Raw genomic sequence first — 18546 nt, 5'->3', positions numbered from 1 at the left:
ACTCCGATTTCCTCGCCAGTCGAGTCGACGCGGCCGGGCCGGGGCTCCGAATTCGGCGTCACCCGACCGTGCACCGGTCGAAACGTCAGAGGGCGACGGTGAGCCACCGAGGTTTTCCCCGTAACTCGTGTACTGTCACCGTCATGACCGGGGAACTCTCGGACGACGACCGCGGCAAGACAGTCGTGAACGACACCGACCGCATCGGCACCGTCACGGACGTCCGCGGTGGGACCGCCTACGTGGACCCCGACTGGGACCACCTCCCCGAGGACCTGCGCGACGCGCTCGGCTGGTCGGAGGGCGACGACCGCCACGCCATCGACGAGGAGGCCGTCACCGCGGTCCAGAACAGCCAGATCCGCATCCGCGAGGACCTGTCCCCGCAGTAACCGCGAAATACTGCCTCGGCAGGCGACGGCAACCGTCCGACGCAGCCGTACTCGCTCGGGGCGCGTCCGACGCGCGTCAGACACCGCCGTTTCCGCTGTTTCACGTCGGTTCCACTCGAAACGAACCCCGGTCGGGTCGTCCGGCCGCAAACGCTTATCCCTCCCGTCGTCGATAGTTCGCGCCATGAGCGAGGGGGATGCAGACGGAGGGAGCGAGAGCGTCGTACCCGAACCGATGAAGAAGGTCGTGCGGACGGTGACCCCGGGCTACCGCGGGCGGCCCGACGCCGAGATGACCACCATCGGCATCGCGTACGGGCTGGGGCTGCTGGTGCTGCTGGTGCCGCTCCTGCCGTTCATCGTCATCGTGTGGCTGGTCTCGAAGGTAACTGGCTACTTCGCCCGGAAGGCGCCGACCGACCGGGTCCCCTGACGTCCGCCACTGTGTCTCGGGCTACTGGGTCTCGGTGCCGATGAGGTCGAAGGGGTAGCCGTTGTCGTTGTCGTCGGCGTGCTCGTAGACGACGTGAGCCGCGGCCACGTCCTGGATGGCGAGGCCGGTCGAGTCGAACACCGTGATGCCGTCCTCGGGGGTCCGGCCGTCCTGATCGCCGACCACGATGTCACCGAGTTCGCCGTAGATGTCGTCGTCGGTCAGGACGCCCTCGCGGTACGGGACGTTGATCTCGCCCGAGTGGGTGGTCTGGGCGTGGTCGTCGATGACGAGTTTGGCGTCGAACAGAATCTCGTCGGCGAGCTCGTGCTTGCCCTCGGCGTCGGCGCCCATCGCGTTGACGTGGGTGCGCTCGCCGATGGCCTCCCGGGAGACGATGGGGTCCTCGACCGGCGTCACGGTCGAAAGCACGTCGCACTGCGCGGCCTCCTCGATGGAGCCGGCCCGGACGTCGAACGCCCCCTCGAAGTAGTCGATGAAGTCCGCGACCGCCTCCTCGTCGGGGTCGCTGACGACGACAGTCTCGATGGGGCGGATTTGGGCGATGGCCTCCAGTTGCGTGTACGACTGGACGCCCGCGCCGACGATACCCATCGAGGTGGCGTCCTCGACCGCGAGGTGGTCGGTGGCGACCGCGGCGGCCGCGCCGGTCCGCTTCATCGTGAGCTCGGTGCCGTCCATGATGGCCAGCGGGAACGCGGTCTCGGGGTCGGAGTAGACCATCGTGCCCATCACGGTCGGCAGGTCGAACTCGTCGGGGTTGTCGGGGTGGACGTTGACCCACTTGATGCCGGCGGCGTCCCAGTCCTCGGCCTCCAGGTACGCGGGCATCGACCGGAAGTCGCCGTTGTACTGGGGCAGGTCGATGTAGGACTTGGCGGGCATCTGGGCGTCCCCGCGGGCGTACGCGGCGAACGCGTCCTCGACCGCCCGAATGACCTCCGGCATCTGGGTGTTCTCGTCGACGGCGTCCCGGTTGAGCAGCAGCGTGTCCATACGAAGTGGTTCGACTGCCGGCACTATAAATTACCTAAAACGATGCCGAATCGTGCAGTGTTTGCCACGGCGGTCAGGCGGGGGCAGACGCCGTACTGCCGGCACTCGGAAGGACGGAGCCGAAAGAAATACGAAAGTCGGTCACCCGGACGGTTGCGAACCGGGACGTGCGGAGCGGTTGCGAAGTGGACGCGGTGCGGTTGGGCGGTGTGATTTAGCCTTCGGCCTGCATCACATTGCGCCGCCCATGCCGCCCATGCCGCCCATGCCGCCGCCCATACCGCCGGCGCCGCCTTCGTCGTCGCCCTTGTCGGTCGACAGGTCGCCGGCGGAGATGATGTCGTCGATCTTGAGCACGAGGTTCGCGGCCTCGGTGGCGCTGGAGACGGCCTGCTCCTTGGCGTGGGCCGGCTCGACGACGCCCGCGTCGAGGGTGTCGACGACGTCGCCGCTCTCGACGTTCAGGCCGGCGCGCTGCTCGTCGGACTCGTGGGCCGAGCGCAGGTCGACGAGCGTGTCGATGGAGTCGAGGCCGGCGTTCTCGGCGAGGACGCGCGGGACGAGTTCGAGCGAGTCCGCAAACGCTTCGACCGCGAGCTGCTCGCGGCCCTCGACGGAGTCGGCGTAGTCGCGGAGCCGACCCGCGATCTCGACTTCGATGGCGCCGCCGCCCGCGACGACGCGGCCGTCCGAGACGGTCTGGGCGACCACGTCGAGCGCGTCGGTGACGCCCCGCTCGAGCTCGTCGACCACGTGGTCGGTCGAGCCCCGGAGCAGGAGCGTGACGCCGTGGCTGTCATCGCCCTCGACGTAGAACAGCTCGTCGCCGTCGTCGCGGGTCACGTCGCCGTGGCCCAGGTCGTCGGCCGAGACGCTGTCGAGGTCCGAGACGACGCTCGCGCCGAGGACCTCCTTGAGGAAGCCGATGTCGCTCTTCTTGACCCGGCGGACCGCCAGGATGCCCTCCTTGGCGAGGTAGTGCTGGGCCATGTCGTCGATGCCCTTCTGGCAGAAGACGACGTCGGCGCCGGTCTCGACGATCTTGTCGACCTTCTCGCGGAGCTGCTGCTCCTCCTGGTCGAGGAAGCTCTGGAGCTGGTCGGGGTTCTCGATGTTGACGCTGGTGTCGACGTCGGTCTCCTCGATCTCGACCGCCTCGTTGAGCAGGAGGACGTCGGCGTCCTCGACGCTCTTGGGCATGTTGTCGTGGACCGGGTCCTTGCTGATGACCGCGCCCTTCAGGAGCTCGGACTCGCCGGCCGAGCGGCCGGTCTGGGTCTCGGTCTTGACGTACTCGAGGTCGACCGTGCCGTCGACGGTGACCTGCTGGACCGCGTCGACGATAATCTCGCTCAGGCGCTCCTTGTTGAGCTCGGCGCCCTTGCCGGTCATCGACGTCTCGGCCACCTTGCGGAGGAGCTCCTCGTCGCCGGGGTCGACGTCCTCGGCGACGTTGTTGATCTCCTCGCGGGCCTTCTCGCTGGCGAGGTGGAAGCCCTTGATGATGGCGGTCGGGTGGATGTCCTGCTCGAGGAGGTCCTCGGCGTTCTTGAGGAGCTCACCCGTCACCGCGACGGCCGTCGTGGTCCCGTCGCCGGCCTCGTCCTCCTGGGTCTCGGCGACCTCGATGATCATCTCGGCCGTCGGGTTGTCGATGTCCATCTCCTTCAGGATGGTCACGCCGTCGTTCGTGATGGTGACGTCGCCCATCGAGTCGACGAGCATCTTGTCCATCCCTTTCGGGCCGAGCGTCGAGCGGACCGCGTCGGCGACCGCGCGGGCCGCGGTGATGTTGTGCTCCTGGGCGTCCTTGTCCTTGACTCGCTGGGAGTCCTCGGACATTACGATCATCGGCTGGCCTTGCATCCGCTGTCCTCGCTGACTCATAGTACACCAGAAAGTATGATTGTGATTCTATATAAATGTTCGCTTCCAAGCTACTTGGTAACACGCCGAACTGTCAGGCAGGGGTTCGAGAAATCGGACCGGACGAGCGTAGTACCGGACGATACGCCGGGATTTGCCGTCCGAGATTCGGCGCGGCAGGGGTCGAGCGTGGCCCAGGGGTTTATACCAGTATTCGGCCCCAGCAGGTATTTCGATCGGTATTCAGGGGCAGGTGCAGCGGTCACAGCGACCGCGTCGGTTGGCGTCATCAATTTTGTCGGTATATCTATATTATTGTCAGTGGCGTAACTGCGTGGTCTATGTAGAGTACCCATGAGAGTGTTTCACGACCACCTCGTCAGGTCGGCTATTACCCGACAGCGGTGATATATTCAGCAATTATAAGGGTACTTAATCGAGTTGGGGCTCTCTCTACGTGATGACGTCTGACAACGGACGGCAGTCTGACAGCGTATCGCGCCGGATGTTCCTGCTCGCGTCCGGTGCAGGTGCGACCACGGCCCTCGCCGGATGCACCGGCGGTTCGGGCAACGACACGACGACGGCCGACGGGTCGGATGACGACGCGACCGAGGGGTCGACGGACGCCACCGAGGGGTCCGACGAGACGCCCCGGGAGAGCAACGCGATGGACACCTCGATGCTCACCGCAGAGGGCTCCTCGACGGTGTACCCCATCTCGAACAAGGGGAGCTCCTACTGGAACTCCAACGCGCCCGCCGACGACGGCGAGTACTGGGGCTCGAACGACGAGGGGTCGGTCCCCGGCTGGGAGCAGATCCAGACCGACGAGCGCCTCGCCGACTACTTCGCGGGCCTCTACGGCTTCGAGGCGACCGGGCAGCAGGCGACCCCGCCGTACGCGACCAGCGTCGCCCTGAGCCACTCCGGCACCGGCTGCAAGTCGGTCCGTGACGGCCTGGTCGACATCGGCAACTCCTCGGGTCCCATCACGGCCGAACTCGGCATCAGCGACTCGAAGGCCAAAGAGGAGTACGTCGACCACGTCGTCGGGCGCGACGGCCAGCCCGTCGTCGTGAGCAAGGACATCTGGGACGCCGGCGTCCGGAAGCTCACGGGCGAGCAGATCAAGCAGATCTACCAGGACGAGATCACCAACTGGAGCGAGGTCGGCGGTCCGGACAAGGAGATCTACTGCGTGGGCCGCGCCGAGGGCTCGGGGACGGACACCGCGTTCCGGCTCAACATGCTCGGCGACGCCGAGGCCCCGATGCCGGGCGTCGACACCCGGAAGGGCCAGAACCAGCAGGTCAAGACGGTCGTCCAGCAGAACGAGGGCGCCATCGCGTACATGGCGCTGGCGTTCACCGGCGAGCAGGTCAGGCCCATCGCCATCGAGTTCGACGGCACGACCTACGAGCCCGACAAGAACGCGAGCCACACCATCTTCGACAGCGACTACCCGCTCAACCGGGACCTCCACATGTACACCAAGAAGACCGACGAGCACCCGAGCGGCGTGGACGAGCGCGAGGCCGCGTTCATCAACATGTTCCTGACGACGTTCGGCCAGAAGGTGTTCGTGGAGGCGAACAACTACATCCCGCTCCCGACGAAGGACATCGAGAAGGAGAAGGCGAAGCTCCCCGACCAGGCGTAGAGCGCCCGGCCGGCCCCGGGCGTTCGCTCGGCGACCGGCCGCATCGCTCGCGCCGTCCTCGCCCTCGTCGTTCCGTTTTCGACCGCATCCGAATCACATTACACAAAAATGGCAACGCTGATCGAGACTGACTGGACCGGACTACGAGGGGCGCTCCGGCGGCGGCTGACCGAGGCCCGCGACCTCGTCGAGGACGCCGAGAACGAGGCGCTCGCGGCGGGCGCGATCGGCTCGCTGGCGCTGCTGGGCACGTTCGTCGGCTTCCTCGTGATGTCACCGCTGACGGTGGTGGCGTTCCTCGCGTTTCTGGTGGCGGTCGGGTACGGCTGGGTCCGCCACCAAGCGGTAACGGCGCACGCTCTCGCGCTGGCGACGACCATCTCGACCATCCTGATACTGGGACTCATCACGGTGTTCATCTTCCTGGAGGCGTGGCCGGCGTTCGAGTACGCCTCCGCGGAGGTGGTCGGCGTGTCGGTCCCGGGGCTGCGGCTGTTCACCGAGACGAACTGGGACCCCGTGACCGCAAAGCGGTTCTCGCTCGTCCCGATGATCCACGGGACGGTCGTGGTGACCGTCATCGCGACGCTGGTCGCCGGGCCGCTCGGGGTCGCGGCCGCGCTGTTCATCGGCGAGGTCGCGCCGCCCGCGGTCCGGGAGCTCGTCAAGCCCGGCGTCGAGATCCTGGCGGGGATTCCCTCCATCGTCTACGGGTTCATCGGCTTCACCATCCTCAGCCCGTGGGCCAGCGACCAGTTCGAGCTGGTCGGACAGGGGACCTACCTGTTCGTCGGCGTCGTCGTCGGCCTGATGGCGTTACCGACGGTGGTGTCGGTCGCCGAGGACGCGCTCAACAGCGTGCCCGAGTCGATGAAGAGCGGGTCGCTCGCGCTCGGTACGACCGACTGGCAGACGATGTCGACTATCACGCTGCCGGCGGCGTTCTCGGGCGTGTCGGCCGCGGTGCTGCTCGGGGTCGGCCGGGCCATCGGCGAGACCATGGCCGCGACCGTGATGCTCCGGAACAGTCCCGCGCTCCCGGACCCCGTCTACAACGTGTTCTACGGGTACGAGACGCTCACCAGCCTCATCGCGGCCCGGTACGGCAGCTCCCACGGGCTCCAGATGAACGCGCTGTTCGCGGCCGGCGTGGTGCTGTTCGTGACCGTCCTGTTCCTGAGCGTCGGCTCCCGGCTCATTGAGAAGCGCATGAAGCAGAAGCTCGGAGGTGACCGGTGATGGGCGGCGTCACCGGCGCGGAGCGGGACGCCGGCGCGGGCCGAGACTCCGGCGACGACCGCGGCACCGCCGCCGAGCGGGACGCGCTCGTCCGCGAGGGCACCTCGCTCCCCGAACTGCTCGCGGCCGGGACGGTCGGGCTCTCGGCGCTGCTGTTCGCGCTCGCGCTCGCCGCCCACTTCGAGCTGGTCGCGATGACCGACGCGGTCGCCGGCGTCCCCGTGGTGACCGCGCTCGGCGCGCTGCTCGCTGTCCTCGGTGCGACCGTCGTCGGCTTCGGCGTCGGGTCGCGCCTCGAAGTCCTCCCGGCCGAACCGCAGGCGGACGCCGGCCTGGTCGCGGCCACCGCGTTCGCGGCCGTCTGGTTCGTCGTCGGCGGACTCGTCGGGTCGCAGACGTTCGGGCTCGGGCTCGGCGGGTGGCTGGTCGCCGCGCTCGCGGCGGCCGTGATCGCGTTCGCCGCGACGGTCGTCCCCCGCGAGGACGTCGGGTCGACGCTGCCGGCGGGCGCGCTGGCGCTGTTCGCCGGGCTCGTCTTCGTCACCGGCACCATCGGCCAGCAGTGGTCGTGGGCGCCCGGCGGGCTCCGCGCGACGTTCTTCCCCCGGTTCGTCGTCCCGACCGCGGTGATGTTCTGTTCGCTGGTCACCGGGTGGTCGGCCGCGAAGGCCTACGGCGGCTTCGGGGCGCGCGGCCGGCACGTCGGCGCGCACGTCCTCCTCTACCTCAACGCCGGAGCCATCGTCGCGGTCCTGTTCGGGCTGGTGGCGTTCGTCGTCGCCAAGGGGTTCCCCGGTCTCGTCCAGGGAATCGCGGCCGAGGCCGGCGCCGGCCCGTCGACGACCATCGCCCTGTTCGGCGTCAGCTACACCGTCGTCTGGCCGGTGTCGTGGCCGTTCCTCATGAACGGCGTCTCGCTGCTGGCCGAGGTCGACGGCGTCCTGCCCGCCATCGCCGGCACGGTGTGGCTGGTGGTGGGCGCGGTGCTGTTCGCGGTCCCGCTTGGCGTCGGCGCGGCGGTCTTCCTGAGCGAGTACGCCGACGAGGGCCGGTTCACCGAGGTCGTCGAGATCGCGACCAACGGGCTGTGGAGCACGCCCAGCATCGTCTACGGGCTGTTCGGCTACGCGTTCCTCGTGCCGCGGTTCGGCGGCCAGAAGTCGCTGCTGTCGGGGATGCTCACGCTCGGGTTCATGCTGCTCCCGCTGGTCGTCATCACCGGGCGGGAGGCGATGCTCGCGGTGCCCGACGAGTACCGCGACGCCAGCGCCGCGCTCGGGGTCACGAAGTGGCAGACGATTCGGAGCGTGGTCCTGCCGGCCGCGCTCCCGGGGGTCGTCACTGGCGTCATCCTGGGGGTCGGCCGGGTCGCGGGCGAGACCGCCCCTATCCTGCTGACGATGGCGGGCGGGACGTTCCTCCCCGGAACCCAGACGGTGGACGTCGTCGGCGGCTTCCAGTTCACCGCGTCGCCGCCGTTCGTCACGAACCCCGAGCTCCTGCAGGCGACCAGCGCGCTCCCCTACCAGGTGTACGCGCTCGTCACCGCGGGCGTCGCCGGTCCGCTCGACAACCCGGACAACTTCGCGTGGGGGCTCGTGCTGGTCCTGCTCGCGGTCGTGCTGTCGTTCTACGCGGTCGGCATCGCCACGCGATACTACTTCCGGAGGAAACTCTACCGATGACAGAGACGACACCCGATTCCACGTCACCCCAAGGCAGTCGTACAGACGCCTCGCCCGCAGGCGCGGGGTCCGAGCGGTCCCCTGCGAGCGAACCGGCGGCCGAATCGCGGAGCGGGCGCTCAAATGGGGTTGCGGGCGGACTGATGGGGAACGAGACGGGAAGCGACGGCTCGACGGAGTCGGCGTTCGGGGAGAACTCCTCGTATCTTTCCGTTATCGCCAGAACAACTTAAAGAAGAGCGGAGGGCCGCGACCGCCAGCGGAAATCAGACCTCGACGCAGAGGCCGATCTTCGGAACGCAGACCGTGCTCGTGCGGCCGGTCCGCCGGCGAGTCCGGTGGACGCGGCGGAGGGTCCGAGCGGTCAGCCAGGTCGGGACGGCGAGCGCGGTTGTTCCCGCGGCGGCGATGGGGTAGTGAACGGCCACCACCGCCGCGACCGTCGCAAGCGCCAGCACTGCCCACGCCACGAGCGTGGGGCCGATACTGCCGGTGTACGCCGGGTCGCGGTGCCGGGGCGGGTCGTAGTGCGGTAGGCGTCTCATCACGGTTGAACGGACGACCGCCGCGGCCATAAACATAATCTGAATTACGTTTCTGTAGCGGAGTTTACCGAACCCCATTTGTGTAGATGTTCTTATGATATCGGTCGCGTCCGGATCGACCGGCGAGCGTCGCAGCGAGATCGGTTCTCGTCGACCGGACGTGAATCGAATGCACGAGGCGCTCGAACAGACGAGGCGCTCGCAGCGTCGTTCACAGGAGGGTACGTTGGGACTGGGAATTGAACCGGAGCCAGACAGTCCTGCTCACTCGCTTCGCTCGTTCCGCGGGCTGTGACTGGCAGGGGTTCAAATCCAGCTCTGTGGCGATTTCCGCTCACGGAGTTGGCGAGCAGACGGGCTGCTCGCCGTGATGTTCGCAGAGAAGCGCCGGGACTGGGATTTGAACCCAGAACCCCGTAAGGGGACACGCTTTCCAGGCGTGCGCTTTGCCATTCGGCCATCCCGGCCCGCGGTGATTCGTAGTCCCGTCCCGCGTTTAAATCTTCCTTTCTACGTGAACAGCCGACCCTCCAGCGCGTAGGAGAGGCCGGTCGCGCCCACGCCGACCGCCAGCGCGACGCCGGCCTTGACCGCGACCGGGTAGCGGTACCCCGTCGCCAGTTCGTACCCCTGGAGCGCGACCAGGAAGGCGAGGAGACCGACGACGCCCCAGAGGACGCTGGCCTTCGCGCGCGGGCGGATCGGGCCAAGCTCCAGCGTCATGTCATACTGTCGGCTGTAATTCGACGACTCGAGGGTTACCCAGAAATGCCGTACAAGTCCGTGAAACGAGCATAGTTGGGATTCTTACGTACTTACAGCCGACAGTATCAATCGTTCGCGGCGATGGCCTCGATCTCGACGCCGACACCCTTCGGGAGACTGCCGGCCTCGACCGCGCTCCGGGCCGGCGGGTTGTCCTGGAAGTACTCCCGGTAGGCGTCGTTCATCTCGTCGAAGTTGTCGATGTCGTCGAGGAAGACGGTGACCTTCAGCACGTCCTGCATCGTCAGGCCCTCCTCCTCGAGGATGGCCTTGACGTTCTCGAGGCTCTGGCGGGTCTGGACCGCGATCTCCTCGTCGTCGAGCAGGTCGCCGTCGGGCGTCATCGGAATCTGGCCCGCCGTGAACACCACGTCGCCGTTGGTCGTCGCCTGGCTGTACGCGCCGACCGCCTCCGGCGCGTCCTGGGTGCTGATGATGCGCTTCATATCGCTTTGTTCGCGCCCCGGAACTTAAACCTGGGCAACCCTGCGCTCCGCGCCGACACCCCGGGCAGCCCCGGCTCGCGGCGTCCCCCGACGTTCCGTCTACGCCAGCACCTCGACGTCGAACCCCTCCTCGCGCAGCGCGGCCAGCAGCTCCTCGACGTGGTCCTGGCCCCGGGTCTCGAGGTCGAGTTCGACCTCCGCGGCGTTCATCGCGATGTCCCGGGAGGTCCGGTCGTGCTGGATGCCGTAGATGTTCGCGCGCTGGGCCGAGATGATGTCGATGAGGTCGTCGAGCGCGCCCGGCCGGTCCTTGAGCACGGTCCGGACCTTGACGTACCGGCCGGTCTCGACCAGCCCCCGCATGATGACGGTCGTGAGCGTGTTCATGTCGATGTTGCCGCCCGACAGCACCGGGACGACCACCTCGTCGTCCTCGTACTCGATGGCCCCCGACAGCATGGCGGCCAGCGGCACCGCGCCCGCGCCCTCCACGAGCGTCTTCGCCCGCTCGAGCAGGTGGGTGACCGCGACCGCGATCTCCGAGTCCGAGACCGTCACGACCTCGTCGACCCGCTCCTCGATGACCTCGAACGGCTTCTCGCCGACGCTCCGGGTGGCGATGCCGTCCGCGATGGTGTCGACCGCGTCGAGGGTGTGGACCTCCCCTTTCCGGAGCGACTGGGCCGCGCTGGAGGCGCCCTCGGCCTGGACGCCCACGACGCGGGCCTCGGGCTTCTGCTTCTTGATGGCGGTCGCGATGCCGGAGATGAGCCCGCCGCCGCCGATGGGGACGACGACTGCGTCGATCTCCGGCAGGTCCTCGATGATCTCGAGGCCGATGGTGCCCTGGCCGGCCATCACCAGTTCGTCGTCGAAGGCGTGGACGTAGGTCCGGCCCTCCTCGCGCTCTATCTCGTGGGCCTTCGCCTGGGCCTCGTCGTAGTCGTCGCCGTGGAGCACGACCGTCGCGCCGTAGCTCCGGGTCGCCTCGATCTTCGAGATGGGCGCGTTCTCGGGCATCACGATCTTCGAGTCGACGCCGCTCCGGGTCGCCGCCAGCGCGACGCCCTGGGCGTGGTTGCCCGCGCTCGCGGTGACGACGCCCGCGGCCCGCTCGTCGTCCGAGAGGGTCGCGATGCGGTTGGTCGCCCCGCGGATCTTGAACGACCCCGTGCGCTGGAACGTCTCCAGTTTGAGGTGGACCTCCGCCCCGGTCATGTCCGAGAAGGTGTGCGAGTAGTCGAGGGGCGTCCGCCGGGCGGTCTCCTCGACGCGGACGCGGGCGTCGAGAACGTCCGAGAGGTCTATCATACCGCACCCTAATCCCGGTGTCTCTTTAACCCTTTTTCAACTGTTGCTCCCGGCGCGGCGGTCGGCGTCCGACCCACGGCGTCCACGCCGTCGGCACTGACCAGCGCGGGAACAGGGGGAAAGGGGAAGTGGGCGCGAAGCGTGTGACGCGCATCCGGAGAGTCGCACGGGTGGTACTTAAAGCCCCGGTGGACGCGGTGAAAGTGAAAGTACAGGACAGCGGCGTGATGAGACGCCCGTCTGACGGGCGGCACACGTTGAATTCATCGTATAAACCTATTGGCCGTTATCACGGCCTCGGTTGAACTACGACCTCGTTCCCGCGACAGAATCGCTCGACCGCCGCGGGGAACGGCTCCGCGGCGGGCCACTCGACGTCGGCGCCCAGGGCGTCCGGGTCGCCGACGTACACGTCGACCTCGCGCTCGCCGGTATCGGCGTTCGACTCGTCACCGTTGGCGTTCGACTCGCCGGCGAAGTCGTCCCCCGACTCACCGCGGACCAGCGGGACCGACACCCGGACGTACAGTCCGGTCGCGACTCCTTCGTACGCGTCGAGCGCCTCGACCTCGGGGGTCCGGAGGACCCGCCCCGGCACCGTCCCGCCCGGCGCGAGCGTGGGGTACTCGCCGTCGACGCGGTGGAGGCCCTCCAGGACAGCGGGCCCGCGGAACTCGAACTCCGAGACGACCCGGGCGATCTGCTCGGGGTCGGTCAGCGTTCCGTAGACGAAGACGTCCATGCGCGACCCTGGGACGCCGACCGGCTTTCGCGTTCCGGTACACTCGACTTCTCGCCCCCGAACGGACACTTCACGACAGGGTCCGTGCGCAGTCGGCTGTCCGCGTCTGGCGGCGCATCCTCGCACTCGGGATCGCACCAGGGTAGCAGTGACACCCGGATGCCGCTCGTCGCGCGCACCACCGAGATGGTCCGGTCCGTGGTCGGGCGCTCGTGGCTGGTCGGCGTCCGCCTCGGCTTCGGCGTCGGCGGCGCCTACGCCGGCATCCTCGGCTACCGCGTCTGGATGACGCTGGTCGTCGGCGCGGGGTTCCGGTGGGGCGACTGGGCCGGGAGGGCGACCGCCACGATGCGCGAGCGGGGAGCGTCGAGCGGGCGTGAGAGGGGAAGTCCCGTCCTCGCAGAGCAACGGAACGGTCCCGAGTACTGGGCGCGTGCCGAAGGGGAGCGTTCGTCAGCCGACGGCGACTCGACCGTCACCGATATGTGACCGGGAAGTCATCCGGGGAAGTAACAGTGGAATTACATCCGACTAGGAGTTCGGCCGGATCGCACCCATCGAGCGATCGGGGACTCGAACGCCGCGACGTACTGCGGGCGACGGCCAGAATCGGTGTTGGTGTGTTCACGACCGACGCACTCCCCGGTCGTGCAACCGCAACGGAACCGGGGAGGGAGCAGTGGCGCTTTGAAACCGGCCTCTGGGGTCCCTCGTCCCCCACGGTCGTCGACGGCATCGTGTTCGCCGGAGGTGACCGCACGTACGCGCTCGCCGCTGGTGACGGGACTGAGCGCTGGAGCGACGGGGCGGCGGCCGTGCAGTCGTCGCCGACGGTCGTCGACGGGACCGCGTACGCCGTGAGCGGCGGGGACGAGGTGTACGCGCTGGAAGCGAGTGACGGGAGCGAACGCTGGCAGTTCGACGCGGCCACGGGGGACCGCCGCCCGGGGGCGGTGTGGTCGTCGCCGACGGTGGTCGACGACACCGTCTACTTCGGGAATCAGTCGGGTCGCGTCTACGCGATAGACGCGAGCGACGGGAGCGAACGCTGGCAGTTCGGGACCGACGACCAGGTCGGGTCGTCGCCGACGGTGGTCGGCGGCACCGTCTTCGTCGGAACCGACGCCGGGGCCGCGTACGCCATCGACGCCGACGACGGGAGCGAACGCTGGCGCTTCGACACCGGCGACGCGGTGTTCTCGTCCCCGACCGTCGCCGACGGAACCGTCTTCGTCGGCTGCAACGATGGCAACGTCTACGCCCTGGACGCGACCGACGGAACCGAACGCTGGCGGTTCGCGACCGACGCGATGGTCGTCTCGTCGCCAACAGTTGCCGACGGTATCGTCTACGCTGGGAGTCTGGACGGTCGCGTGTACGCGATAGCTTCCGACGGGACCGAACGCTGGCGCGTCGAAACCGGCGGAGCGGTCGGGTCGTCGCCGACGGTGGCCGGCGGCACCGTCTTCCTCGGCAACCGCGACGGCGACGTGGTCGCCCTGGACGCGACCGACGGGACCGAGCGCTGGCGCTTCGGGACCGGCGGGCCCGTCGATTCGGGGCCGACAGTGGTCGACGGGACCATCTTCGTCGGGAGCAACGATGGCAACGTCTACGCCCTGGACGCGGGCGTCACGGGGGCGAGCGAGGACTCGCGCGTGAACCTGGGAACGCTGGGCCACCACGAGGGGTGGACCGGCCCGCAGGACATCGAGACGGACCGGGACGGCGGCCTACCGGGTGCTGGGAGGCTGGGTGTGGGCATCGCGGCGGGACTCGCCTCCCTCGGGGCCGCCGGCTACGCCCTGAGACGGTGGTTCGCGACGAAAGGGGAGTGACACCGCCTGTGTTCGCCACAGAGACTCGGCGATTCCGGTCGTGCTCACGGCCGTCTGGTCCGAAGCGGAGAACGTTGGACTACGTTACCGCTCGCCGAGCGGGACCCAGTCCTCGTGGTCCGAGCCGGTGTACTTCGCCCGGGGCCGGATGAGCCGGTCGTCCGCAACCTTTTGCTGCGCTCGTCGCTCGCTTCGCTCGCTCCGGCGCTGGCAAAAGGTTGATCAAAAACAGCCGCAGCGGGACGGTCGCTCGCAGTCCTACCGCTCGTCGAGCGGCACCCAGTCCTCGTGGTCCGACCCGGTGTACTTCGCCCGCGGCCGGATGAGCCGGTTGTCCTCGTACTGCTCGAGCACGTGGCCGATCCAGCCGCCCGACCGCGACATGGCGAAGATGGGGGTGTAGAGGTCGATGGGGATGCCCATCTGGTAGTAGGTCGACGCCGAGTAGAAGTCGACGTTGGGCGCCAGCCCCTTGTTGTCCTGCATGTACTCCTCGATCTCGACCGACATCTCGTACCACTTGGTGTCGCCGGCGGCCTCGCCGAGCTCCTCGCTCTTCTCGCCGAGGATCTTCGCGCGGGGGTCCTTGACGTTGTAGACGCGGTGGCCGAAGCCCATGATGCGGTCGCCGCGGTCGAGGGCGTCGTCGACCCACGTCTTGGCGTCCTTGCCGCTCTCGTCGAGCTCCTTGAGCATCTTCATGACGTTCTGGTTGGCGCCGCCGTGGAGCGGGCCGGCGAGCGTCCCGATGGCGCTGGTGATGGCGCTGTGGAGGTCAGACAGCGTCGAGGAGGTCACCATCGAGGAGAACGTCGAGGCGTTCAGGCCGTGGTCGGCGTGGAGCACCAGCGCCATGTCGAACGTCTCGGCCAGCACGTCGTCGGGCTCCTCGTCGTTGAGCATGTAGAGGAAGTTCGCGGCGTGGCTCAGGTCCTCGCGGGGCTCGACCGCCTCGTTGCCGTTCCGGAAGCGCTTGAGCGCCGCGACGATGGTGGGCATCTTGGCGGTGATGCGCCGGCCCTTCCGGAGGTTGATCTCGCGGTCGGTAGGGTCGGCCTCGGAGTCGTCGGGGTCGTAGGCCGAGAGCATCGACACCGCGGTCCGGAGCGCGGCCATCGGCTCCTCGTCGGCCTCGGCGAGCTTCCGGACCGTGTCGAGCACGTCGTCGTCGACGGCTCGCTCGGCGGCCATCGACTCCGAGAACGCCTCGAGCTCGTCGCGCGTCGGGAGTTCACCGTGCCAGAGCAGGTAGAGCACCTCCTCGTAGCTCGCGTTCCGGGCGAGGTCCTCGATCTCGTACCCGCGGTAGATGAGGCGTCCCTCGTCGCCGTTGATGAAGCTGAGTCCCGATTCTGCGACGACGACGCCCTCCAGCCCTTTCTTGACCTCGTCTGACATACCCTGATACTTCTCGACAGGACCGGAAAAGCATTATCTTTCCTCTCGGTTCCGAGCGGCCCGTCGGGGCGAACGGCTACGAACGTTTTTATCCGGAGGCGCACAACCCTCCGCCATGGACAGGCCGGGCGGCGAGGTGACGTACGAGCCCGTCAGCGTCAAGGCGGTGCTGGCGGAGATGAAGGACACCGCCGAGCTCCTCATCGACCTCTCGTACTCGGCCGTGCTCAACGGGAGCGACGACATCGCCCGCGAGGTGCTCGACCTCGAAGCCCGGATGGACGTGCTCCAGATGCGGGCCCGGATGAGCCTGCTGATGGCCGCCAGGAGCCCCGAGGACGCCGAGCAGCTGGCGCCGGTGCTCGGCGTGGTCGGCGCGGCCGAGAAGATAAGCGACGCCGCCGGCGACATCGCCAAGGTCGTCCTCGAGGACATCGGCCTGCCCGACGCGATGCGGGCCGCGCTCCCCGAGGCGGTCGAGACGCTCGTCCGCGCGGGGGTCGCCGCCGACGCCGGCCTCGCTGGCCGGACGCTCGGCGCGGCCAACGTCGAGACCGAGACCGGCGTGCGGGTCATCGCCATCCGGCGGGGGGAGGACTGGATCACGAACCCCGACCGCGACACCGCGCTCGAAGCCGGCGACACCGTGCTCCTGCGGGGCCCCGACGAGGGCATCGCGGCGGTGTACCGGCAGGCCACCGGGGAGGCCTACGAACCGCCCGAACCGCCCGAGCCCGGCATCGATGACCTCGAGCGCGCGGTCGACTCCATCGTGCTGATGAAGAACATCAGCGAGCTCGCGGTCGACCTCGCGTACGGCAGCGTGCTCTTCGACAGCGCGGCGGTCGCCGAGGAGGTGGTCGAGCTCGAGGCCGAGGTCGACGCCCTCCAGTCGCGCTTCGAGGCGTGGACCCTCCGGGCGGCCGCCCGGGTCGACGACCCGGTCTCGCTTCGGGGGCTGGTCCACCTCGCCAACGCAACCGAGGTGATCAGCGACGCCGCGGTCGAGATCAGCGAGGGCGTGCTCCGGGGGCTGGGGACCCACCCGGTCGTCGAGCAGGCGGTCGAGGAGAGCGACGAGGTCATCGTCCGGCTGACGGTCGCGCCGGGCAGCGAGTTCGACGGCGTGACCCTGGGCGCCCGCGAGGTCAAGACCGAGACCGGGATGCGGGTCATCGCGGTCCGGCGCCCGGGCGACGACCGGGGCGAGCGCGGCGGCGACTGGGTCATCCAGCCCGGTCCGGACACGGAACTCCGGGCCGGCGACGTGTTCATCGCCAAGGGGACCCGGTCGGGCGCCGAGCGGCTGGCGGAGCTGACCGGCGACGAGTACTCGGCGGAGTAGGCTCAGTGGGCCGGCGAGTACGACTCGGAGAGGAGATTCAGGACGAGGACGCCGGCGACGATGAGCGCCATCCCGGCGAGCGCGGCCGCGTCGACCGACTCGTCGAACAGGACGACCCCGACGAGGGCGGCGGCCACGATGCCGACCGCGGACCAGGTGGCGTACACCAGCCCGACGGGCAGGTCCTGCAACACGAGACTGAGCAGGTAGAACGAGCCGATGTAGCCGACGAGGACGACAGCCGTCGGCAGCAGGTTCTCGAACCCGTCGGAGAACTTGAGCGCGGTCGTTCCCGCGACTTCGGCGGCGATGGCCGCGGCCAGGTAGAGGTACGCTCGCATGGGCTGACCGAGCCCCCGGGACGCATTAAATTTTCAATTTCAGTAGGCTTACCGGTCCGGCAGCGTCCCATCGGAGCGGGCCGCGACGCGGACTCAGTCGAGATCTGTCTCCCGGGCGAGGTTGTAGGCCGACACCAGCGTCAGCACCGTCGTCGTCAGCGCCCCCAGCGCCGTGACCAGCACGAACCCCAGTCCGAGGTAGTACACCGCGGGTTGGTGCGTCCCCGGGACGAAGACGAACACCGCGAGCACCGCCGCGGTGAACAGCAGGCTGAACGCGAACCCGCGGACGGCGTTCCGCCGGACGTTCAGCGCCGCCGCGAAGTTGGCCCGCGGTCGCTCGGGGACGTTCCCGGACATGGTCAGACGTTGGACCGGCCGGACGAAAGGCGCGTCGGTTCGCGGCGTCGGGCGTCCGAGCGCCGACCGCGGGACCACCGCTACGACCTTTCGCGGACCGTCTCGACGAACGCGTCCCCGGAGCGCCGCCACGCCTCGACGACGGCGTCGTCGTTCGTCGCGTCCCACGGGTCGATCCGGTCGCGCTCGTCGAGCCACGCCACCGTGCGGGCGACGCCCTCCTCGAAGCCGACCGTGTACGCGAAGTCGAGGTCCCGGCGTGCCTTCCGGTTGTCGAAGACGGTGCTGTACCGGAAGTGGTCCTCGAGCATGTCGGTCCGGTCGGGGAGCGCCCGGACCAGGAGGTCGGTCGGGACGTGGACGAGGTCGGGGTCGGGCGCGTCGAGCGCGCTCGCGACCCGGCGGTGGTACTGGTTCCACGTGATGACCTCCTCGCTCGTGACGTGGTAGGCCTCGCCGTAGGCCGCCTCGCTGCCCACCGCCGCGACCAACGCCCGCGCCACGTCGTCGCGGTGGCACGGCCCCCACAGCGAGGTGCCGTCGCCGTGGACGAGAATCGGCTCCCCCTTCCGGATGCGGTCGACGTAGTAGGTGCCGGTCCCGAGCGTGTGGAGGACCGCGCCACCCTCGCCGTAGGTGCTCCACGGCCGGATGATGGTGGCGGCGAACGCGCCGTCGGCGTCCGCCTCGCGGAACGCGTCCTCGGCGGCGGCCTTGTTGGCGCCGTACTCGCTGACCGGCGGGTCGCGCCGGGCCTCCTCGGTCGCGGGGTTCGCGTCGAGCGGCCGGTGGTAGACGTCGACCGTCGAACAGAAGACGTACTGCTCGATGCCCTCGAAGACGTCGACCGCGGCCCGGGCCTGCTCGGGCGTGAAACACACCATGTCGATGACGCAGTCGGGGTCGACGGCCCCTCGGGCGCCCGCGAGGTCGGCGTCGTCGTTCCGGTCGCCGCGGACGAACGAGACCGCGTCGGGAACCCGCGCCTCGGTCTCGCCCCGCGTGAAGCAGGTGACGTCGTGGTCGGAGTCCGCGAGCTGGCGCGCGATACCGGTGCTAATGAGCCCCGTACCGCCGATGAGAAGAACGTCCATGGACGCAGGAGGAGCGCGCGGGGGAAAAGGATGGCCGTAGCCGGGACGGAGCGGGACCGACCGCCG

The 18546-nt window shown here is 68.7% G+C and carries 19 protein-coding genes and 1 tRNA gene; 8 read left to right on the top strand and 12 right to left on the bottom strand.

The genetic code is table 11. The features are described 5' to 3' along the window. The first annotated feature begins 143 nt into the window (after positions 1-143). Entirely contained in the window at positions 144-392 is a 249-nt protein-coding gene (locus DVR07_RS17260) for a PRC-barrel domain containing protein (RefSeq protein WP_115798560.1), read from the top strand. Between the two features lie 184 nt (positions 393-576). Further along, the gene (locus DVR07_RS17255) at positions 577-825 is read left to right on the top strand and encodes a DUF7535 family protein (protein ID WP_240147610.1); all 249 of its coding nucleotides are present in this window, start codon (positions 577-579) and stop codon (positions 823-825) included. Between the two features lie 21 nt (positions 826-846). Here DVR07_RS17255 and DVR07_RS17250 read toward each other — a convergent pair whose 3' ends face one another. Both DVR07_RS17250 and thsB read right to left on the bottom strand, forming a co-directional pair. Beyond that, positions 847-1842, bottom strand: a complete 996-nt coding sequence (locus DVR07_RS17250) for an ornithine cyclodeaminase family protein (RefSeq protein WP_115798559.1) — start codon at positions 1840-1842, stop codon at positions 847-849. 231 nt (positions 1843-2073) lie between these two features. After that, a complete protein-coding gene (gene thsB, locus DVR07_RS17245; RefSeq protein WP_115798558.1) occupies positions 2074-3729 on the bottom strand; it encodes a thermosome subunit beta in 1656 nt (551 codons plus the stop codon). A 439-nt stretch (positions 3730-4168) separates the two neighbouring features. Here thsB and DVR07_RS17240 point away from each other — a divergent pair, with 439 nt between their 5' ends. The 3 genes from DVR07_RS17240 to pstA all read left to right on the top strand — a co-directional run bounded on the left by DVR07_RS17240 (position 4169) and on the right by pstA (position 8295). Further along, the gene (locus tag DVR07_RS17240) at positions 4169-5371 is read left to right on the top strand and encodes a substrate-binding domain-containing protein (protein WP_115798557.1); all 1203 of its coding nucleotides are present in this window, start codon (positions 4169-4171) and stop codon (positions 5369-5371) included. Positions 5372-5479: 108 nt separating this feature from the next. Next, the gene (pstC, locus tag DVR07_RS17235) at positions 5480-6610 is read left to right on the top strand and encodes a phosphate ABC transporter permease subunit PstC (RefSeq protein ID WP_115798556.1); all 1131 of its coding nucleotides are present in this window, start codon (positions 5480-5482) and stop codon (positions 6608-6610) included. Then, the gene (gene pstA, locus DVR07_RS17230; protein ID WP_115798555.1) at positions 6610-8295 is read left to right on the top strand and encodes a phosphate ABC transporter permease PstA; all 1686 of its coding nucleotides are present in this window, start codon (positions 6610-6612) and stop codon (positions 8293-8295) included. Before pstC ends, pstA begins: the two co-directional genes overlap by 1 nt. A gap of 266 nt (positions 8296-8561) precedes the next feature. On the opposite strand, the gene DVR07_RS17225 is transcribed toward pstA, so the two are convergent. From DVR07_RS17225 to DVR07_RS17200, 6 genes are all read right to left on the bottom strand, one after another. After that, entirely contained in the window at positions 8562-8840 is a 279-nt protein-coding gene (locus DVR07_RS17225; protein WP_115798554.1) for a hypothetical protein, read from the bottom strand. Positions 8841-9225: 385 nt separating this feature from the next. After that, a tRNA-Ser gene (locus tag DVR07_RS17220) sits at positions 9226-9307 on the bottom strand. Positions 9308-9350: 43 nt separating this feature from the next. Beyond that, positions 9351-9563: a hypothetical protein gene (locus DVR07_RS17215; protein WP_193570240.1), complete on the bottom strand. Its 213-nt coding sequence runs from the start codon at positions 9561-9563 to the stop codon at positions 9351-9353. Positions 9564-9670: 107 nt separating this feature from the next. Further along, a complete protein-coding gene (locus tag DVR07_RS17210; protein ID WP_115798553.1) occupies positions 9671-10051 on the bottom strand; it encodes a Rid family detoxifying hydrolase in 381 nt (126 codons plus the stop codon). A 99-nt stretch (positions 10052-10150) separates the two neighbouring features. Beyond that, positions 10151-11362: a threonine ammonia-lyase gene (ilvA, locus tag DVR07_RS17205; protein WP_115798552.1), complete on the bottom strand. Its 1212-nt coding sequence runs from the start codon at positions 11360-11362 to the stop codon at positions 10151-10153. Positions 11363-11651: 289 nt separating this feature from the next. Continuing rightward, the gene (locus DVR07_RS17200; protein WP_115798551.1) at positions 11652-12104 is read right to left on the bottom strand and encodes a gamma-glutamylcyclotransferase family protein; all 453 of its coding nucleotides are present in this window, start codon (positions 12102-12104) and stop codon (positions 11652-11654) included. A 159-nt stretch (positions 12105-12263) separates the two neighbouring features. Between DVR07_RS17200 and DVR07_RS17195 the strand changes: the two genes are divergently transcribed. Next, entirely contained in the window at positions 12264-12593 is a 330-nt protein-coding gene (locus DVR07_RS17195; protein WP_115798550.1) for a hypothetical protein, read from the top strand. Positions 12594-12724: 131 nt separating this feature from the next. Next, positions 12725-13942, top strand: coding sequence for an outer membrane protein assembly factor BamB family protein (locus tag DVR07_RS17190; RefSeq protein ID WP_162829616.1), 1218 nt, complete (start codon positions 12725-12727; stop codon positions 13940-13942). A gap of 258 nt (positions 13943-14200) precedes the next feature. On the opposite strand, the gene citZ is transcribed toward DVR07_RS17190, so the two are convergent. Continuing rightward, on the bottom strand, positions 14201-15340 hold the full coding sequence (gene citZ / locus DVR07_RS17185) for a citrate synthase (RefSeq protein ID WP_115798548.1): 1140 nt from the start codon (positions 15338-15340) through the stop codon (positions 14201-14203). Between the two features lie 115 nt (positions 15341-15455). Between citZ and DVR07_RS17180 the strand changes: the two genes are divergently transcribed. Beyond that, entirely contained in the window at positions 15456-16685 is a 1230-nt protein-coding gene (locus DVR07_RS17180) for a potassium channel family protein (protein ID WP_115798547.1), read from the top strand. A 2-nt stretch (positions 16686-16687) separates the two neighbouring features. Here DVR07_RS17180 and DVR07_RS17175 read toward each other — a convergent pair whose 3' ends face one another. From DVR07_RS17175 to DVR07_RS17165, 3 genes are all read right to left on the bottom strand, one after another. Continuing rightward, positions 16688-17026 carry a DMT family transporter gene (locus DVR07_RS17175; protein WP_115798546.1) on the bottom strand — a complete coding sequence of 113 codons (339 nt, stop codon included), beginning with the start codon at positions 17024-17026 and terminating at the stop codon, positions 16688-16690. A gap of 93 nt (positions 17027-17119) precedes the next feature. After that, positions 17120-17386 (bottom strand): DUF7536 family protein, encoded by a 267-nt coding sequence (locus DVR07_RS17170; protein WP_115798545.1) that lies wholly within the window; start codon positions 17384-17386, stop codon positions 17120-17122. An 80-nt stretch (positions 17387-17466) separates the two neighbouring features. Beyond that, the gene (locus DVR07_RS17165) at positions 17467-18480 is read right to left on the bottom strand and encodes an NAD-dependent epimerase/dehydratase family protein (protein WP_115798544.1); all 1014 of its coding nucleotides are present in this window, start codon (positions 18478-18480) and stop codon (positions 17467-17469) included. Positions 18481-18546 lie beyond the last annotated feature (66 nt).

Source organism: Halorussus rarus, from assembly GCF_003369835.1.
Taxonomy (GTDB): domain Archaea; phylum Halobacteriota; class Halobacteria; order Halobacteriales; family Haladaptataceae; genus Halorussus; species Halorussus rarus.
Note: the sequence above shows the minus strand (reverse complement) of the source record. Positions and strands in the feature narration are given on the sequence as shown.

Coding starts and splice junctions, on each gene's coding strand:
- DVR07_RS17260 (WP_115798560.1), top strand. CDS start 144: ATGACCGGGGAACTCTCGGACGACGACCGCGGCAAGACAGTCGTGAAC.
- DVR07_RS17255 (WP_240147610.1), top strand. CDS start 577: ATGAGCGAGGGGGATGCAGACGGAGGGAGCGAGAGCGTCGTACCCGAA.
- DVR07_RS17250 (WP_115798559.1), bottom strand. CDS start 1,842: ATGGACACGCTGCTGCTCAACCGGGACGCCGTCGACGAGAACACCCAG.
- thsB (WP_115798558.1), bottom strand. CDS start 3,729: ATGAGTCAGCGAGGACAGCGGATGCAAGGCCAGCCGATGATCGTAATG.
- DVR07_RS17240 (WP_115798557.1), top strand. CDS start 4,169: ATGACGTCTGACAACGGACGGCAGTCTGACAGCGTATCGCGCCGGATG.
- pstC (WP_115798556.1), top strand. CDS start 5,480: ATGGCAACGCTGATCGAGACTGACTGGACCGGACTACGAGGGGCGCTC.
- pstA (WP_115798555.1), top strand. CDS start 6,610: ATGGGCGGCGTCACCGGCGCGGAGCGGGACGCCGGCGCGGGCCGAGAC.
- DVR07_RS17225 (WP_115798554.1), bottom strand. CDS start 8,840: ATGAGACGCCTACCGCACTACGACCCGCCCCGGCACCGCGACCCGGCG.
- DVR07_RS17215 (WP_193570240.1), bottom strand. CDS start 9,563: ATGACGCTGGAGCTTGGCCCGATCCGCCCGCGCGCGAAGGCCAGCGTC.
- DVR07_RS17210 (WP_115798553.1), bottom strand. CDS start 10,051: ATGAAGCGCATCATCAGCACCCAGGACGCGCCGGAGGCGGTCGGCGCG.
- ilvA (WP_115798552.1), bottom strand. CDS start 11,362: ATGATAGACCTCTCGGACGTTCTCGACGCCCGCGTCCGCGTCGAGGAG.
- DVR07_RS17200 (WP_115798551.1), bottom strand. CDS start 12,104: ATGGACGTCTTCGTCTACGGAACGCTGACCGACCCCGAGCAGATCGCC.
- DVR07_RS17195 (WP_115798550.1), top strand. CDS start 12,264: ATGCCGCTCGTCGCGCGCACCACCGAGATGGTCCGGTCCGTGGTCGGG.
- citZ (WP_115798548.1), bottom strand. CDS start 15,340: ATGTCAGACGAGGTCAAGAAAGGGCTGGAGGGCGTCGTCGTCGCAGAA.
- DVR07_RS17180 (WP_115798547.1), top strand. CDS start 15,456: ATGGACAGGCCGGGCGGCGAGGTGACGTACGAGCCCGTCAGCGTCAAG.
- DVR07_RS17175 (WP_115798546.1), bottom strand. CDS start 17,026: ATGCGAGCGTACCTCTACCTGGCCGCGGCCATCGCCGCCGAAGTCGCG.
- DVR07_RS17170 (WP_115798545.1), bottom strand. CDS start 17,386: ATGTCCGGGAACGTCCCCGAGCGACCGCGGGCCAACTTCGCGGCGGCG.
- DVR07_RS17165 (WP_115798544.1), bottom strand. CDS start 18,480: ATGGACGTTCTTCTCATCGGCGGTACGGGGCTCATTAGCACCGGTATC.